Here is a 17,301-nt window from a genome sequence, read left to right as displayed (position 1 = left end):
AGCGCTAGTCCACCTGTAACACGACTAGGGTCATGTCATCGCCATGGGTTTCCCCTGGGCCCACAAAGGTGGCCACTTCTTGAAAGAGATGATCGAGGATGGATTGGGAATGATAGCCCTGTTGACAGGCCCATTCAAAGGCATGGTTAAACCGCTCTTCATCAAAGCGATCGCCCGATTGGTTCATGGCATCGGTAAAACCGTCGGTGAAATAGACCACTGTATCCCCCGAGGCCAGTTGGATTTCGGCATCTTCATAGGCTGAATCAATATCGAGGCCGATCAGCATCCCCCAAGTATCGAGCTTGAGGAGCGATCGCGTTGCTGCCTGCCAGAGTAAGGGGGGATGGTGGGCCGCATTGGTATAGGAGAGGATTTGCGTTTTCGGGTTGTATTCCGAATAAAACAACGTCAGAAAGCGGTGGGAATTTTCCAAATCCGCGTACATGACCTGATTGAGGTGTTGGACAATGTGCGCCGGGCTATGGCGGTTCAGCACCTCCGCCCGCAGCATTCCCCTAGTCATTGTCATAATTAACCCCGCCGGAACCCCTTTGCCCATGACATCGCCAATCACAATCCCCCAAGGGCAGGCGGGGAGAACGGTATTTTCCCGACTAAATTGGGCGTAGGTGGTGGGGATAAAGTCGTAATAATCGCCGCCAACGCGGTTGGCAGTTTGACAACTGGCGGCCAGATTCACGCCCCAGATCGTTGGGCAGTGACGGGGCAGCAGGTGGTCTTGAATTTCCGAGGCAATTTCTAGCTCCCGGTCGAGGCGCTCCTTTTGGCGCAGGGCATTGGTCATTTCCTGATTGGCGATCGCCACCGCCGTTTGATCCGCCACCAACTGCACCAACTTCCGCCGCGTCCCCGTCCAGGCATAATCCGGGGCATCACTGAAAATATACAGTCGTCCCCGTTCCTGGTTTTTAATTAAAATCGGCGTGCCAAACAGTTGCACCGTTTCCCCCAGATAATCCTGGAGATGCTGATCCAACCCCCCCGGTTGAAAGCCCCCTTCCGGAGTCCCAGCGGCCCCTTGGCCCATTTCCCGAGTCGCAGTTTCCAGGGCGCGGCGAATATCTTTACAGGCATGGCCCTCCTGGCAATGGAGTTGCTCTAACCGGGGCTGACCATCGGGGCGCAATAACACCAATGCCCCCCCATCGGCATCCGTCACCCTTGCCGCCATCAAAGGAACAATTTCTAAAAATTGATTGAGATTATTAAAACTCCGCAGGGCAAACCCTAAGGAACTGAGCAAATTTTGAATCCGGTTTTGCTCACGGTGCAGACGGGCGACTAACTCCTTAAGGCCAGCGACGGCGGAGGCCTCAGCGCGTGCGGAGGCCAGGTCAGGATTGGAGGGATGGGGAAGCGGTGCGGCCGTCATTACTGGGGTTACGTTCGCAAGGAGTGCGGGAGTAGGGCGTTAAAATACTGTGAACTTGAGCTTGGTCAACCCAGCGGGCTGGTTTTGGCGTGAGGTTGGCAGCCACAGACAAGGTAGTCTCAAAATCAATAGCATTGTTTGATTCTTTTGTCAATGCTTAACCCCGCCCAGGGAAATTCCCTCAAGGCAGGCCAAGTCCTTTGCGGGAGATGGGGAATTTTCCCTTGCCCTTGTGGGTGGGGTTCTTCAATCACTGAGTAGGGCTTCGACAAATTCATAACTGGAAAAGGGCCGGAGATCTTCAATCCCTTCCCCGGCCCCAATAAAGCGGATCGGGAGGTTTAACTGTTGGGCGACGGCGAGGGCAACGCCCCCCTTCGCTGTGCCGTCGAGTTTGGTGAGGACAACGCCACTGAGTTGGGCTGCGGTGGAAAACACTTCGGCTTGGCGGAGACCATTTTGTCCGAGGGTGGAATCGAGGACAAGGAGGGACTCAACGACGGCGTTGGGGGCTTTTTTGTCGATAATGCGGCGAATTTTCGCCAGTTCCTCCATCAGGTTTTTCTTGTTTTGGAGGCGGCCAGCGGTATCGACGAGGAGGAGTTGAATATTGCGGGCTTGGGCGGCGGCGATCGCATCATAAACCACCGCAGCCGGGTCGGTATTCTGGCCCGGATTGGCAATTACAGGGGTATTGGTGCGTTCCCCCCACACCTTCACCTGTTCAACGGCAGCGGCCCGGAACGTATCGGCGGCAGCAATTAACGTGGGATAACCGGATTTTTGGGCCAAATTGGCCAATTTACCAATCGTGGTGGTTTTCCCCGCGCCATTCACCCCCGTCATCAGCCAAATATTGAGCCGGTCATCAGCGGGAACAAGGGCGGCATTGCTGGGATCGGGGAGGGGGTGATCGAGGATCTTGCAGAGGATTTCCTTCAGGTAAGCGATCGCCTCCTCTGGGGGCAGAGCCTCCTCCCTTAACCGGGCTTGCAGCGTTTCAATAATGTAGTCTGTAGCGGCAACCCCCACATCCGCCTGAAGCAAGAGGGCCTCAATCTCCATCACCGCCGCCTCATTGAGCGGCCCCTGACCCACAATTGCCTTCAGTTGATTGATCAAACTGCGGCGGGTTTTACCCAAACCCTCCCGCAACCGTTTCAACCAACTAATTTCTTCCAGATCAATTTCATCGGGACTGCGGCCCTGCTCTGCTAAAATCCGCGCCGACCAGAGGAAATCCTCATCAAAGGCCAAGACTGGCTCCGGATCTTCCTCCTCCTCCACCAAAGCCGTTTCCTTCAGTCGCTCCAACCCGTCAGATTTGCGCATCCAAGCCGGTTGGCTGGGTTCGGGTGTGGAGACTTCCGTCGGATCTGGCTCAATGGGAGAGGCTTCCGCCAGATCTGCCGCCGCTTCAGGTTCAGTAACGGCTGCCGGTGGGGCTGGTTGATCCCGTTGGGATGAGTCCACCACCTCAACGACTTGTTCTGTAAGGGTTTCAGCAACATCAACCGCTGTCGGCGTTGCGGGGGCCGCCACTTCCGGCTCTGAAGCCGCCACTTCCTCAACAGGTTGCGGTGTTTCCTGCTTTTGCTGGATGGTTTGATAAGCCGCCTTTGCCCATTGGAGATAATCGAGATCAGCGGTGGACTCTGGAGGCGGCTCAGGCTCAATGGGAGCTTTAACCGGCGGGGTCGCGGGGGGGGGAGTTTGCTCGTTCTCAGCTTTTTTTTTGCGGTTGAACCAATTAAACACAGCGTTTTTGGAGCGTAGGGGGCAGAATTCTCAAGGTTTTCGATGTTTGGGGCAGGGGGCTAAACCTCTGGTTCAGCCACCACCAGCGGTTTTTGATTCGTAAACCGCCGTAAGACTCCATTGATAAAGCGGGCCGCTTCTTCATCAGAATAACGTTTGGCCAATTCCACCGCTTCATTGATGGCCACTTGGTTGGGAATCTGGTGATAGCGGATTTCGGCCACCGCAATCATGAGGATATTGCGATCCAACTGGGGGAGACGACTTAAAGACCAGTCCACGAGCGATCGCTCCAGTTCCGCGCTAATATCGGCTTTCCGTCGTTTAATCGTGCCAATCAGTTCAAAGGCATAGTCTCGCACATCCTTTTGATTCGCCAGTGTGATCATCTCCGGTAGATCTAACGCCGCCCCTAACCTGTTGATCGCCTGCTCCGTGAGGGTAATCGCTTCCCGCACCATCACCCGGCCACTGTGGACATCGGGGGCATGGATTTCGCTTTTATTGAGGCGATCGCTCCCCCTTTTCACCTCCAAACCCGCTGTTTCCAACGCATCGCGCACCTCACTGGTCAACGTCCGCACCGCCGCCAAGATCAACGCATTGAGATCCTGCTGGGCAAGTTTTTCATCATTACCGCTGGCCTGGCTCAACCCCAAAAGGGTCAATTCACGGGCGGTGCGGCGGGGTTGTTGACGGGCTGGCATAGGTTTAAAAAGAATTCCGTAAGAAAGGTGAGGGGGTTAAAGGAAGAGCAACCCGTTAATGGCTACCCTCAGGGTTAAGGGCAGATTCCACAGGAACAGCGGAATAGGCGGATTCGGCAGTTTTAACCGGCGGCACTTCCCCAAGGGAGCGAGGGCTAACAATGCCGCCAGATATTAGCACCTTAAAGGCATCTTCAATGGAAATAGAGAGGGTGATCGCCTCAGACTCCGGGATGATTGCATACCAGCCAGAGGTGGGGTTAGGGGTAGTGGGGATAAACACACTCAACATTGGTTGAGCGAGATGGACTTGCAAGGAAGGACTCAAGGTTCCCGTTACAAAGCCAATACTCCACACCCCCCGCCGGGGATATTCCACCATCACCACGCGGCGAAACTTGCTTTTGGAATCCTGCAAGAGGGTTTCGAGGATTTGCTTGAGGGTGTTATACACCGAACCGGCAAGGGGAATGGATTGGAGGATACTTTCCCCCAAATTCAGTAACCATTGCCCGACAATATTCCGGGCCATTAACCCAATCAGCAAAATAGACCCCAAGGGAACCGCCAAACCCACCAGGAGGTTGAGGAGGTTACTCACAAAGGGGTCAAGACCTTGGAACGGATTGACCTGTTTCGGGATCTCCGTAAGCAGGGCAATGACCCAACGGGAAATGGTGAAAATGAGCCAAATCGTCGTGGCGAGGGGGATAATCACCAATAGACCGGCGATTAGGTCATTCTTGAAGTCCTGCTTTAAACGCTGCAACACCGAGGGTGGGTTCTCCTTGCTCACGACTGCTTGGGATGAGAATTAGTTTTATGAATTTAATTGTAAAGAAAATACAGGGTCTTTTGAAGAAATGTAAAGGTTTTTCAGGTTCGTCTCGAGGGCGCTCACCTTATATTTCGCCAAAACCGCTGATTACAAGGGGGATGACGACGGGATGTAGTGGTATTTTATACCAAAGTTTGCCGCTTCCTCCGTTTTGGCCGCCTCCCTGCTGTGGTTGATGGCGATCGCCCCTATCCCCCTGAATCCGTTGCCTGCTTTGCCTGGCGCAATTCCCACACCTTGAGCAAAATCATATATTCATAAAACGCCTGGAGGATGCACCAGGTCAAACCTGCCTGGCCATCCCAAATTCCCCCCAAAATGAAATACATATACAAAAACCGTAAAAAGGGCCGCCCCGGCAACCGCAGGGACAAATCCTTCAACGCCCGCCGCCGCACTACCTCAGATGAGCCGAGGAACAGATCCCGCCAATGGACTTGGCCAGTTTCCAATTGGTGCAAGGTTTCCCTGGCTTCATCGGTGGAGTAGCGATTGTGCTTTTCAAACCAGCGGCTGAAGCCTTTGCCGCTGGTGTAGTGGGGATAGGTTTCCTGGAGAAAGCCGGTGGGGCCATCACAAACTTCGCGCTCCGTATGGCCGTAGTCGGTGAACCAGACCCGATCTTTGCGCAAGAGGCGCATCTGATAGCGGGGATATTGGGTGCAGTGGCGAATCCAGCGATTCATAAACAGCACCCGCTCCGCCACATAGTAGCCAATGTATTCTTCCTGCCGCACCGCACCACAGCATTCGGCGTAAAGTTCTGGGGTCATCCGTTCATCAGCTTCGAGGATATACACCCAAGGGTAAACGGTTGCCACTTCCTGGAGCATCCAAGTCCGTTGTTGCCCATGGCTGGCAAAGGCGTGCTGAACAACTTTGACGTTGTAGCCCTGGGCTATGGCCACTGTGGCATCGGTACTAAAGGAGTCCACCACAATCACGTCATCACACCAAGGCAGGATCGATTCTAAACAGGGGCCAATTTCGACCGCTTCATTGTAGGTGAGAATATAAACCGAAAACATAACCGTTTAATTCGTAAAGCGATGGGGTGCGATCGCACCCCATTGCGGTTAGACGTGAGCCAGTTAATGGTTTAACGGCGGCCAACGCCACCGCCGCCACCACCGCCGGCTAAACTTCGGAAGCCCATGCCACCAATGACCAGATAGCCAATGGAGAGCAAGAAGCTACTAATGCCAATCCGAAAGCCGGATTTAAAGGCGGTGAGCTTGGCTTGATTTTCCGCTTCTTTGCGCTGTTCCTGGAGTTGGGTGCGGGCTTGGTTGGCCTGTTCTTCGATCGCTTCTGGGTTGCCTTTGAGTTCTTCGATCTGCTGCCGAATCGTTTGGAGTTGTTGCAGTTGTTCGCCTTGGACTTGACCACTGGCGATCGCCGCATCCAATTCCTGAATGCGATTATTATCTCCCAACAGTTCTGTCACCTGTTCCAATTGGCCGGCAATTTGCTCCTCTGCTTGAGTAGCACTTTGCTCAATTTGTTGCATGGCTTGGGTACTGGCGCGACCGAGGTTACTGAGGTGAACCGGCACTAACAGCAAAAAGACTAAACCCAGAATAGCGGCTAAGAGAAAAGACCAAAAGCGCAAGTCCGTAAAAGAAATTTTACCGCTTGGAAGATTGCTGATGGCGCTCTCTAACCAATAACCCACCACCAGAAATGAGATCCCGACCATGGGGATAATCCCACGATCGACAATTTGGTTGGTAAAGGAAATTTGCCAATCCGGGTTCATGGGGTTGAAGGGGATCAGCAGGATAACGTAGTCCAGTAAAGAGGACAAAATCAAAATGACCCCCACTACTTTGAGAGCCAAGGCCGAAAACTGCGAAAATGCTGGATTACTCATTACGGGTTTATTGCGGGTTCCAAACAGAGGATTTGCTGAAGTCTAAAGCCAATGTACAAATCAAAACAGGGCAGATCCTGATCGCCCAGATAAGCAGGCTCCAATCGCCTATTTTAAAGGATAGTGGGCTTCCTGTTAGTTCAAGCCCTAGATTGCCTGCCATCAGTTCACATTTTTTGACATTTAGCTTAGGCAGCGGAGAGGCCGGGGGGTTGGTAAATGGTTTGGATGGTTTGGCACACCGGGAGGAGGGCGGGGGCGATCGCCTGTAACACCTCCACATCAGCACTACTGAAGCCATCAATGCGATTGCGATTGAGGAGGCGGACAATGGCCACCGGCCCCGCATGGGGGTCAATGAGGGGGAACAGGAGGATATTACGCAGGGTTTCCAGTTGCGATCGCCGCAGCCCAATCCGGACAAGATTATCACTAATCTGCCCCGCCTTATTACTGCGCTTCGCATCCGCAGTACTCAACACCTTCGGCGTAATCCCCTGACGGGCAGACATCCGCAGTTCACGGGAACATTGCTGTTTGGGATCAATCACCAATGTCCAAAGTTCCTGCCGTTCGGGATCAATCAGAAAAATATGACAATGTTCCGTCGGCAACTTCCGCCGCAGAGACAAACAAATGCCCCGCAACACGCCATAGAGGGCATCCCGCTGGCCCGCCGTCCCCTCCGGCTCCACCACCTGCCCCAGCATTTTCAGGGCTTGGGCAAGGACTTCCTCCGGCTCTCCCCCTAAATGGCTCGAAGCTTTCAGCGTCTCATGGGTCTTAGCGAATTGCAGAATCGCCCCCACCCGCTCATTAAACACCTGCATCGATTGGCGATCGTTGCGGTCAAAGCTGGCCTTAAAAAAGGGCGGTACAGCAGGATATTGGGCTTTTTGATATTCCTGGCCTTCGTAGCCGGTTTTACGCTTATTCACCAACTGACTCACCCCCAAAAACTGGCCATCAGGACTGAGGATCGGCATACAGAGCAGGCTACAGGTGCGGTAATGGGTTTGGGCATCGGTGCGCTTGGCGTTTTCAGCGTTGGGATCATCGTAGAGGTCATAGGCGATCACCATCGGTTGGCGGGTTTTTGCCACCTGGCCCGCAAATCCCACCCCTACGGGGCAGCGGATCACCCCTTCCCCAGGGAGGCGCGTCCACAGATCGCCATGGTGATCATCGTAGAGCCAGAGAGTGGAGCGATCGGCATTCAGGAGTTCTTTGGCGGCATCCATGACCCGTTGCAGGATCATTGAGGTGTCGAGGTTGACTTGATCGAGCGATCGCGTTGCCTTAGCCAAAGCAGCGGAGGCTTGGGCCCGTTTAATCGCCTCATAGCAGGATTGACAACTTTCTAAAATACGGCGAATCGGCAGCACGCATTTGGCCAACTGCTCCAAATCTCGATGGCTAAACCCGGCATCATCCCCCGATTTGGCCACCTTATTGAGCAATTGGACAACGGCAACTAGCTCGCCGTCATCGTTGAGAATGGGGAAGGCGAGGATATTGCGGGTGTAGTAGTTGTATTTGCGATCGGATTCCTGAACAAGGCGCGATCGCGGGTCATCGTAGACGTTATCAGGGATATGTACCACCTGTTTCCGTTGGGCTACAGAGCCAGCAATGCCCTCCCCAACCCGAACCCGAATATCCAGGAGTTGCCCCGTGGCATCTTCTGCCACTAACGACCACAGTTCTGTCTGTTCATCATTGAGTAAAAAAATACTGGTGCGATCCGCCCCCACCAATTCGCCAATTTTCCCCGTCACTTCCCGCAGCACTTCATGGATCAGTTGGTTGGCGTTGACTTTATCTTGACCGTTTTCAATTTGGGCGATGATATTGCTTTGGGAGGTGAGGAGGGTGCGCTCAAGCTGTTCAAAGGCCCGTAGAAATTCTTCGTCATCGGGGCCGAGGGTGGATTCCAGCTTTTTGATTTCTTTTTGCGCCCAACTGGGGTTAAAAATTTCCTCATAAATCCGGTTGTGGACTTTCACCCGGCCGCGATGTTTAGCAATTAACCCCAAGAGCCGCAGTTCCTTCTGTTCGGCACTATTGTCAGCAAATACTTCTTCTTCGTTGAGGACTTTTTGGTAATAACGCAGGAGGTTGAGGCTGTTGCGTTTGTCCCGTTGGCTGGTGAGGCGATCGCGCAACATTTGCAGGGGCTTGAGTTGGGGTTCACTTTCCCAGGCTTTGAGGATGCGCGATCGCATTAATTCATCCACCCAAGCCGCCTCTTCTCCAGCAATGGGGGGGCGATCGGTATCCAACATCATTTTGAAGAGGATTTGCGTCAGCAGCGGTTCCCGTCCAGTCCACTCCAACACCAACCCCAGTAACTTTTTATAGTTCTGGGATTGGGACATCAACTGTTCAGTTAGGTCGATATCCGCGCTATCTGACCCAAATTGAGACAAGGTGGAAAAGGAATCGGTACTCATGCGATCGCAAAGCAAACGAAGGAACAAGATGAGGACAGGATGCCCAGGACAACCCCTAGCAACTTTGCCCCAGTGCAAGCGGCTATCACGAACAGTCGTGATCGTCCTTCCTTAATTGTAGAGGGCTTTGCCAATCCTGCCGGCCCCAAAATCTTGATGGGTTGGGATGCTCACCCGCGCAGGACCCTATTCCCGCGCTGAGAGGCGATATTGCTGTCCGGCTTTTTCCGCCGCCACCCACAGTTGATAATTTCCTGCTGTCCAATCCACCTCTTGAAGCACTGCATCTTCATTGAAGCGTTCTCCAGGGAAACTACAGTGGATCTGGCCATCGGGGCCTTGCACCATCAGCACCGCCGTTTTACCGCCATTGTTGACCACGAGCCGCAGGGTTTCAATATCCGGATGGAGAATTAACAAATGATCCGGGGTTTGGCTGGTGTGAAGGTTAGCCATTTGGCAGGCGGCGGGGACGCGCCCCCGGCTGAGTTGCTGGGCTAAATCCCCTAAACGAATGGATCCGCCCGTCGTTCCCATCGCAGTGGCAGCAGCGCGATCAAAACCGCTGGCCAATTCCATTTGGCCAAAGTTGGAGGTTTGGGCGCTGGTGGGGAAAGTCACCAAGCTGGCTAAGAGGGTCAGAATTGCGAGATAAACGCGGCGTTGTGCCATGGTGGCCACCTCTGTTTGATCAGGATGGAGCGGCGATCGCCCCAGTAACAAGGGTTACAGTCTTCAGGAAATCCTACAGGGTCAATTCCGTTGGTGTGTAGGGCCAAGGGGCTGAATTCTTATCCTTTAATTGTAGGCAAATTTGGACGCAGCTTTTGAGAGGTTGGGACAGTCTGGGGGTTGGCTACGGGGGGGATTTTAGGGGTTAGCAATGGAGATCAAGGGCGGCGATCGCCTTCTCTGCTACATTGGCTCCTAGCACTATTTGCTAAACTTGCCTCGCTTGCTACAAAGGAGAATCCCCCATGAGCTACCGCATGGATCGCCGCGCCTATGCTGAAACCTTTGGCCCCACCACGGGCGATCGCCTCCGTCTTGCGGATACTGACCTGATCATTGAAGTGGAGCGGGATTACACCACCTATGGGGATGAGGTGAAGTTTGGCGGGGGCAAGGTGATCCGCGATGGCATGGGTCAATCCCCCATTTCCCGCGCTGATGGGGCGGTGGATCTGGTGATTACCAATGCGTTGATCCTCGATTGGTGGGGGATTGTGAAAGCCGATGTGGGGATTAAAGACGGGCGGATCGTCGCCATTGGTAAGGCGGGCAACCCCTATATTCAAGACAATATTGATATTATTATCGGCCCCAGCACCGAGGCGATCGCCGCCGAAGGCCACATCCTCACCGCTGGCGGCATTGATGCCCATATTCATTTCATTTGCCCCCAACAGATCGAAACGGCGATCGCCTCCGGGATCACGACGATGATCGGCGGCGGCACCGGCCCCGCCACGGGAACCAATGCCACCACCTGCACGCCCGGAGCCTGGAATCTAGCGCGGATGTTGCAGGCGATCGAAGCCTATCCCCTCAATTTTGGTTTTATGGGCAAAGGCAACAGCAGCCAACCCCAAGGTTTAATCGAACAGGCGGAAGCGGGGGTGATTGGGTTGAAATTGCATGAAGATTGGGGTACGACCCCAGCAGCCATTGATACCTGCCTAAGCGTAGCGGAACAGTACGATATTCAAGTGGCGATCCACACCGACACCCTCAACGAAGCCGGTTTTGTGGAAGATACGATCGCCGCCTTCAAAGGCCGCACGATCCACACCTACCACACCGAAGGGGCCGGCGGCGGCCACGCCCCGGACATCATCAAGGTTTGTGGCGAAACCAACGTCCTGCCCTCCTCCACCAACCCCACCCGCCCCTACACGGTGAACACGCTGGAGGAGCATCTCGATATGTTGATGGTCTGCCACCATTTGGATCGCAGCATTCCTGAAGATGTGGCCTTCGCAGAATCGCGGATTCGTCGGGAAACCATCGCCGCCGAGGATATTTTGCATGACAAGGGCGCATTTAGCATGATCTCCTCCGATTCCCAAGCCATGGGCCGGGTGGGGGAGGTGATTCTCCGCACCTGGCAGACGGCCCATAAAATGAAAACCCAGTTTGGGGCCTTAAAGGAAGATTGCGATCGCAATGACAACCAACGGGCCAAACGCTACATCGCCAAATACACGATCAACCCCGCCATCACCCACGGCATTAGCGATGAAGTGGGTTCGGTGGAGGTGGGGAAATTGGCGGATCTCTGCCTCTGGAAACCGGCGTTTTTTGGGGTAAAACCCCAGTTAATCCTCAAAGGGGGTTTCATCGCCTATGCCCAAATGGGCGACCCCAACGCCAGCATCCCCACCCCTGAACCCGTCCATATGCGCCCCATGTTTGGCAGTTTTGGCCGGGCCATGGCCCCCACCTGCTTAACGTTCCTTTCCCATGAGGCGATCGCCGCTGGCATCCCCGCTCAAATCGGCCTCCAAAAGGGGGTCTATGGGGTACGCAATACCCGCACGATCACCAAGGCCAGCATGAAACTCAACACCTACCAACCCCACATCGAAGTTGATCCCGAAACCTACGAAGTCCGGGCCGATGGGGAATTGCTCACCTGCGAACCCGCCACCGTCCTGCCCATGGCCCAGCGGTATTTCCTCTTTTAGAAAAAAATCATCCCCCTAGGGGGATGATCTTCAACCAGCAACAGGAAACCCGTAGGGGCGTTGGCGTAAGCCTGCCGGAGGCACAAAAATTTTTCGCCCCATTTTTGGGCCAATGGTTCGCCCTTTCACCGTGGCATCACTCTATGTGCCAATAATCCCGCCATCATCTTTGGTAATCACCACCGTGGCAGAGCGCGGGTAATGAGTCGCTTTTTGATCCGGCCAGCGAGAGACATTTTTACCGGCGGCAAAATCCTCCTCCGTTGTCGTCGCCCCAGGGTGCTGCACATTGATAAACATCGTGCGCTGATCCGGCGTGGTCACAACCCCCGTGATTTCCTGGCCAATGGGGCCAGTGAAAAAGCGGCGAATTTCTCCGGTGCGGGGGTCAGCAGCCAACATTTGGTTATTGCCAAATTGAGTATATTTACCCGTGTTCATCACGCTCTCGCTGATATCCGTTTGAATCCAGAGGCGGCTCGTGGCATCAAACCAGAGGCCATCGGGGCAACAGAACAGACTATCAGGATCCAAGGCATTCCCCGATAACTTCTGACTATCCTCTGCCGTTCCCGCCAACACAAAAATATCCCACTCAAATGTGGTAGCCGTCGGATTCCCCCCCGCTTCATTCCAGCGGATAATATGGCCCCAATCATTGGCCGAGCGCGGATTCGCCGCATCCACCTGTTCGCCGGTACGACTACTATTATTGGTGAGCGTGAAGTACACCGCCTTCGTTGCGGGGTCAATGGCCCCCCATTCAGGACGATCCATTTTGGTTGCTCCAACGGTATCAGCGGCGAGGCGCGTATTCACCAACACATCGGCTTGATCTTTAAAACCATTGGCAGCAGTTAAGCCGTTTTGGCCAAAAACCAAGGCGACCCATTCCCCTTTGCCCTCTTCGTGGAACTTGGCCACATAAAGCGTGCCGCGATCCAGGAGATCGCCGTTAGCGGTGGCTTTACGGTAGGGCTGGGCAGAGACGAATTTGTAGATGTATTCAAACCGGGCATCATCCCCGGAATAACACACCACGGGCTGGCCTTCCACAGGGGTTTGGAATACCACACCTTCATGGGCGAAACGACCAAGGGCGGTGCGTTTTTTCGGAGTGCTGGTGGGGTTAAAGGGGTCAATCTCCACCATCCACCCAAAGGTATTGGGTTCGTTGCGATAATCCTCGGTGGCACGGGCTGCTTTGGGGGTGGCATCGAAACGAGTATATTGATCGGCTCCGTTGTCTGCCAATTCCCAACCGTAGCGAGAAACCCCAGTAACGACACCGTAGCGGGCCTGTTCGCGGGGCAGATCGGGCTTTTGATCCACCTGTTTGCCATTGCGGAAGTACCCCGCCCAATTTTCCTCAGCGGCCATATAGGTGTTCCAGGGGGTGACACCATGGGCGCAGTTGTTGAGGGTTCCTCGGGTTTTCGTCCCATCGGGGCTGTATTTGGTTTTGACGTGATCGCTCCCCCGTACTGGGCCGGTGATGTCCATGGGGGTGAGGCCGGTAATGCGACGATTGAGGCGATCGCGCACCATCCCCCAACTGCCATTACGCTGCTGACGAATATGCACAATACTCACGCCATGGCCGTTCAGTTCTTTCAGTACTTCATCCGCTGCCCGTTGGCCGTCTGCCTTGAGCGGCACGCCGTCAGAATCGAGGGGTTGACCGATGGCACTTTTGTGCATATACCGGGGTTCAACATATTCATGGTTAACCACCAGTAAGCCATCGGTGGAACTGCCTTGATAGGGATCATTGCCTTCAATAGGGAAAAAGTGCATCCCGTCATGGTGGGAACCCATCTGCATCCCCTGCTCTGCCCCGGTATTTTCGAGGCGATAGGCGGGATAGTTACCGGCGATCGGTTCCCCATGGGGCAAAAGGACACGGGCCGTATAGCCTTCAGGAACGGCGATCGCATCAGCAGAACTGACGGGAACCGCTTTAAACCCAAGGAGAGAGCCATGCTCTGCGGCTTGGGCGGGTTCAGCAAAAAGGTTGCTAAGGTTCGTGCGGCTAAACAAAACCGCTACAGCAGCAGCAACCCCACCCCGCATCACTTGGCGACGTTGCAGGCGGCTGTTAAGAATGGCGGCAAAGGTGGGATTGGGGGAATGATTACAGATCGGCTCATCCCCGCCAGCCTGTTCAGGGCGATGGATATGGGGGTTTTTAGGGTATTGTTGTTGATTCACGGTGTTCTCCTCAAAGCCGCCCAACGACGGCCGATTAATCGAGGTTGATCCTAAATCTGAAAAATTATCAGAGGGATAAGAAAACATTAACAAGGCCTAGAGCGACCCTTGCTCTCTCATCTCTGCATCTCAATTCAGAATCTATGTACTTTAATTGATCCTCCCATCGGATGGGCCATGGCATTGATGGCTTAAAAAATACTAAGTTTTGTTGAGTGACGGCGACCTAGTGTTATACTCAAAAGACGAGTATGAGAATCGGTAACAGCATTTGTTTTTCAGTATTGATTGGTTTTTTCCCTCAGCTATTGACAGGCTATTCTCCGAAATCTTGGCTCTTGGACAATTACTTGATTGAGGAGACATTCGATCTTATGTCAATTTACGTTGGCAACCTTGCCTACTCCATTACCCAAGAAAACTTGACTGAAGTTTTTGCTGAATACGGCAAGGTCAAGCGCGTTCATGTCCCCACGGATCGGGAAACCGGTCGGATGCGGGGCTTTGCGTTTGTGGAAATGGAAACCCCTGAAGAAGAAGCCTCGGCCATTGAAGAACTCAATGGGGCTGAATGGATGGGGCGTGAACTGAAGGTGAACGAGGCTCGCCCCCGTGAACCCCGGAGTTCTTTTAGTGGTGGTGGTGGTGGTGGTGGCCGTCGCAATGACCGCTTCTAAACACCTTGGGTGATTTTGTACTGCGCTTGCAGGAAACCCATGTAATCCGTGGATTTCCTTTGCGAGCGCATTATTTTGATGTTAATTGAGGACTAACCGTGTCTAAACGCCGCAATCTTAAAAAAGACAAAGCTGCTCGTAACGCGGCTTATGCTCGCCAGTTTCGGAAGAAATCGACTCGCTCTTACTCTAAGGGTAGACGCTATTCCAGTGGTGGTTCTGACAGTGAAACCAACGAGCAATCGAATAATAACGAAGAGTAGTATTCTGCCCTAGCATCTTCCTGTGAATTTCCTGGCAATTCTGACATTACGATCGCTCCGGGAAAATGCTCAACCGCTAGCCCTCATTGGGTTAGCGGTTATTTTGCTGGGGATTCACAATGGAAATATTCCCTTTTGGGATCAAGATGAAGCGGCCTATGGGGGTTTTGCCCTCCAGATGCACAAGACTGGGGAATGGTGGATTCCTGATTTTCTCTGGTCAGAACTGCATCGCAAACCGCCGTTGCAGTTTTGGTTGATGGCGGGGGCGATGCAACTTTGGGGTTGGGGGGAATGGGCGGCGCGGTTGCCTAGTGGTTTGGCGGTGTTGGTGACGGGGATTGTGGTGTGGCGATGGGGTCGGGATATTTGGGGAGAGGCGATCGCCCGCCGGGCCATGGGGTTAATCTTCACCGCCCTCCTCTTACCCCTCTTTGGCAAAGTCGCCCTCACCGATGGCCTACTGGTGGGCTTGGAAACCGTGGCCATGTTGGCAATGATTCGTGCTGTCCTGACCCCCCATTGGTCTTGGTTGGTTTGGCTGTGGGGGGCGGTGGCTTTGGGGGTGCTGACGAAAGGGCCACCGATTTTACTGCTGGTGTTGGGCAGTTGGGGGCTGTGGTGGTTGGGGGCGGGGAAGGGCGATCGCTCCGCCCTGACGGCCCTGCGCCCTTGGCTGCTTGCCCCCCTGAGCCTGATTCCCTTTGGCCTCTGGCTTGCCCTCACGGCTCACGAAGATGGGGGCAACTTTGCCCGCTGGCTGTGGGATTGGTACATTGTCCATCGGGTGGGGGGTGGGGTGGTGTTTGGCCAGTGGGGTCTACCGGGGTATTATCTGCTGCTGTTTATCCTCGCCTTCTTACCCTGGTTTCCCTGGTTGTGGGCTGCCTTGATTGATCAAGCACAAACCTGGAGATCCCCAGAACAATTGCCGTTGACGGCTTGGCTTGTGGCCGGTTGGCTGGTTTACGAACTGTTGCCCAGTAAGTTGCCCAGTTATGCCTTGGGGGCCTATCCCGCCGTGGCCCTGCTCATTGCCCAAGCCAGTACAATGCCGAAGCTCATTCCGAGGATACGGTGGGCCAGAGGGTTAAGTCTCTTGCTTTCCCTCATCTTGAGCTTGGCGTTACTGCTCGTGAAGCGGTGGATCCCTATCCCGTTTTGGGCGTTGTTGCTCACGGCCATCCTCTCCTTGATCACAGCAACCTTGATCTATCGAGCCTTAGCACGGGGAGCGATGAGAGCGGCCTTTTATGGGGGAATGGTTCAGGGCGCAACGATTTTGCTCTGTGTTTGGGGGTTGATCTTGCCGCTAATCTTGCCAGAATTGCGAGGCTCGCAACAGGTTGCGGATTTGGCAATCATTGGCGATCGCCCTGCCATGATTGTATTTGCCGAAGATTTTAATTTGCCCAGTTTGGCCCTCTATGTGGCCTTAGGCGATCGCCCCTTCACCGTCTTTTCTGGCACAACTACCCAATTAGCCCAAGCTTTCCGCGCTGATCCTGCCCCTGTGGTGATTAGTCGTCGCCCTGAACAAGTTACGCAACTTCGGCAACAGATCCCCAAACTCCAAGCCCAAGCCGTAACGGCCTGGTTTGATACCCTAGGGCAACCCCAAACCTATTGGGTGCTTAGGAACGGGGCTGATGCTGAATCGCCCAACGCACCTGATGAATCATCCCCCGCAACAAAGCCAATTCCTCCGGCGTAGGTAAGGCGCGGTGATGGAGGTGGCGGATTTTGGCCATGCGGGCGGCGGCGGTGTGGGGGCGGAGATAGCCAATATTTAATAGGAGGGTTTCGAGGTCTTGGTAGTAGGCTTCGAGGTGGTCAAGGGGAGCGGTGGGTAAGGTTTGGGGGATTACGGAACGGGTGAGGACTTGCGTTAACTCATAGGCGCAAATCCCGACGGCTTGGGCCAAATTGAGAGAAGGATATGCAGGATGAGCGGGAATCATCACCGCCCGTTGCGCTAGGTTTAACTCCTGATTCGTTAAACCGTGATCCTCCCGGCCAAAAATTAACGCCGTTTCGCCAGGGGAAGCCAGCAGCCAAGGAAAGGCGACGCGGGGCGTTTCCAGGGGTAATCCTAAACTGCAATCCCGGCCGGCAGTGGCAATGGCGCGATCGCACCCCTGCAACGCCGTCGTTAAATCCCCCACCACCTGAGCAGCTTCTAAAATTTCTGCCCCATGCACCGCCATTTGATAGGCTTGGGGGGAGCGGCGATCGCACCTCGGATTCACCAACACCAACCGCGATAGCCCCATATTTTTCATCACCCGCGCCACCGACCCCACATTGAGGGGGCCAGCGGGTTCGACTAAAATAATGCGGACTAAATCTAGAGCAACCAAAGCTAGAATTGAGGAGATCAGGATTAACAGTTTATCGTTTAATTTTAACGCACCATCTCCCTAATCTAAGGATTTAAA

The 17,301-nt window shown here is 54.2% G+C and carries 14 protein-coding genes; 4 read left to right on the top strand and 10 right to left on the bottom strand.

The genetic code is table 11. From position 1 onward, the window contains the following. Nucleotides 1-4: 4 nt before the first annotated feature. The 8 genes from VB712_RS02940 to VB712_RS02905 all read right to left on the bottom strand — a co-directional run bounded on the left by VB712_RS02940 (nucleotide 5) and on the right by VB712_RS02905 (nucleotide 9,697). Nucleotides 5-1,396 carry a PP2C family protein-serine/threonine phosphatase gene (locus VB712_RS02940; protein ID WP_323251962.1) on the bottom strand — a complete coding sequence of 464 codons (1,392 nt, stop codon included), beginning with the start codon at nucleotides 1,394-1,396 and terminating at the stop codon, nucleotides 5-7. Nucleotides 1,397-1,642: 246 nt separating this feature from the next. After that, nucleotides 1,643-3,154 (bottom strand): signal recognition particle-docking protein FtsY, encoded by a 1,512-nt coding sequence (gene ftsY / locus VB712_RS02935; RefSeq protein ID WP_323251960.1) that lies wholly within the window; start codon nucleotides 3,152-3,154, stop codon nucleotides 1,643-1,645. 59 nt (nucleotides 3,155-3,213) lie between these two features. Beyond that, nucleotides 3,214-3,861, bottom strand: coding sequence for a transcription antitermination factor NusB (gene nusB, locus VB712_RS02930; RefSeq protein WP_323251958.1), 648 nt, complete (start codon nucleotides 3,859-3,861; stop codon nucleotides 3,214-3,216). 55 nt (nucleotides 3,862-3,916) lie between these two features. Continuing rightward, nucleotides 3,917-4,633 (bottom strand): DUF502 domain-containing protein, encoded by a 717-nt coding sequence (locus VB712_RS02925; protein WP_416236235.1) that lies wholly within the window; start codon nucleotides 4,631-4,633, stop codon nucleotides 3,917-3,919. 254 nt (nucleotides 4,634-4,887) lie between these two features. Further along, a complete protein-coding gene (locus tag VB712_RS02920) occupies nucleotides 4,888-5,727 on the bottom strand; it encodes a glycosyltransferase family 2 protein (RefSeq protein WP_323251954.1) in 840 nt (279 codons plus the stop codon). A 71-nt stretch (nucleotides 5,728-5,798) separates the two neighbouring features. Further along, nucleotides 5,799-6,572: an HpsJ family protein gene (locus VB712_RS02915; RefSeq protein WP_323251952.1), complete on the bottom strand. Its 774-nt coding sequence runs from the start codon at nucleotides 6,570-6,572 to the stop codon at nucleotides 5,799-5,801. A 188-nt stretch (nucleotides 6,573-6,760) separates the two neighbouring features. Further along, on the bottom strand, nucleotides 6,761-9,025 hold the full coding sequence (locus VB712_RS02910; protein ID WP_323251950.1) for a GAF domain-containing protein: 2,265 nt from the start codon (nucleotides 9,023-9,025) through the stop codon (nucleotides 6,761-6,763). A 186-nt stretch (nucleotides 9,026-9,211) separates the two neighbouring features. After that, on the bottom strand, nucleotides 9,212-9,697 hold the full coding sequence (locus VB712_RS02905) for a hypothetical protein (protein WP_323251948.1): 486 nt from the start codon (nucleotides 9,695-9,697) through the stop codon (nucleotides 9,212-9,214). A 305-nt stretch (nucleotides 9,698-10,002) separates the two neighbouring features. Between VB712_RS02905 and ureC the strand changes: the two genes are divergently transcribed. Further along, the gene (gene ureC / locus VB712_RS02900; RefSeq protein ID WP_323251946.1) at nucleotides 10,003-11,712 is read left to right on the top strand and encodes an urease subunit alpha; all 1,710 of its coding nucleotides are present in this window, start codon (nucleotides 10,003-10,005) and stop codon (nucleotides 11,710-11,712) included. Nucleotides 11,713-11,853: 141 nt separating this feature from the next. Here the strand turns inward: ureC and VB712_RS02895 are convergent, their stop codons facing one another. Further along, entirely contained in the window at nucleotides 11,854-14,010 is a 2,157-nt protein-coding gene (locus VB712_RS02895; protein ID WP_416236231.1) for a PhoX family protein, read from the bottom strand. A gap of 287 nt (nucleotides 14,011-14,297) precedes the next feature. Here VB712_RS02895 and VB712_RS02890 point away from each other — a divergent pair, with 287 nt between their 5' ends. The 3 genes from VB712_RS02890 (at nucleotide 14,298) to VB712_RS02880 (ending at nucleotide 16,577) form a co-directional block, all read left to right on the top strand. Then, entirely contained in the window at nucleotides 14,298-14,600 is a 303-nt protein-coding gene (locus VB712_RS02890; protein ID WP_323251942.1) for an RNA-binding protein, read from the top strand. Between the two features lie 98 nt (nucleotides 14,601-14,698). Further along, nucleotides 14,699-14,863 (top strand): hypothetical protein, encoded by a 165-nt coding sequence (locus tag VB712_RS02885; protein WP_323251940.1) that lies wholly within the window; start codon nucleotides 14,699-14,701, stop codon nucleotides 14,861-14,863. Nucleotides 14,864-14,885: 22 nt separating this feature from the next. Next, complete coding sequence (locus VB712_RS02880) at nucleotides 14,886-16,577, top strand: ArnT family glycosyltransferase (RefSeq protein ID WP_323251938.1); 1,692 nt, start codon at nucleotides 14,886-14,888, stop codon at nucleotides 16,575-16,577. On the opposite strand, the gene VB712_RS02875 is transcribed toward VB712_RS02880, so the two are convergent. Then, entirely contained in the window at nucleotides 16,498-17,223 is a 726-nt protein-coding gene (locus tag VB712_RS02875; protein WP_323251936.1) for an RNA methyltransferase, read from the bottom strand. The genes VB712_RS02880 and VB712_RS02875 overlap by 80 nt on opposite strands. Nucleotides 17,224-17,301: the final 78 nt, after the last annotated feature.

The organism is Spirulina sp. CCNP1310, assembly GCF_034932185.1.
GTDB lineage: Bacteria > Cyanobacteriota > Cyanobacteriia > Cyanobacteriales > Spirulinaceae > Spirulina.
This window is presented reverse-complemented; position numbering and strand designations above follow the sequence as displayed.

Coding starts and splice junctions, on each gene's coding strand:
- VB712_RS02940 (WP_323251962.1), bottom strand. CDS start 1,396: ATGACGGCCGCACCGCTTCCCCATCCCTCCAATCCTGACCTGGCCTCC.
- nusB (WP_323251958.1), bottom strand. CDS start 3,861: ATGCCAGCCCGTCAACAACCCCGCCGCACCGCCCGTGAATTGACCCTT.
- VB712_RS02920 (WP_323251954.1), bottom strand. CDS start 5,727: ATGTTTTCGGTTTATATTCTCACCTACAATGAAGCGGTCGAAATTGGC.
- VB712_RS02915 (WP_323251952.1), bottom strand. CDS start 6,572: ATGAGTAATCCAGCATTTTCGCAGTTTTCGGCCTTGGCTCTCAAAGTA.
- VB712_RS02910 (WP_323251950.1), bottom strand. CDS start 9,025: ATGAGTACCGATTCCTTTTCCACCTTGTCTCAATTTGGGTCAGATAGC.
- VB712_RS02905 (WP_323251948.1), bottom strand. CDS start 9,697: ATGGCACAACGCCGCGTTTATCTCGCAATTCTGACCCTCTTAGCCAGC.
- ureC (WP_323251946.1), top strand. CDS start 10,003: ATGAGCTACCGCATGGATCGCCGCGCCTATGCTGAAACCTTTGGCCCC.
- VB712_RS02895 (WP_416236231.1), bottom strand. CDS start 14,010: ATGTTTTCTTATCCCTCTGATAATTTTTCAGATTTAGGATCAACCTCG.
- VB712_RS02890 (WP_323251942.1), top strand. CDS start 14,298: ATGTCAATTTACGTTGGCAACCTTGCCTACTCCATTACCCAAGAAAAC.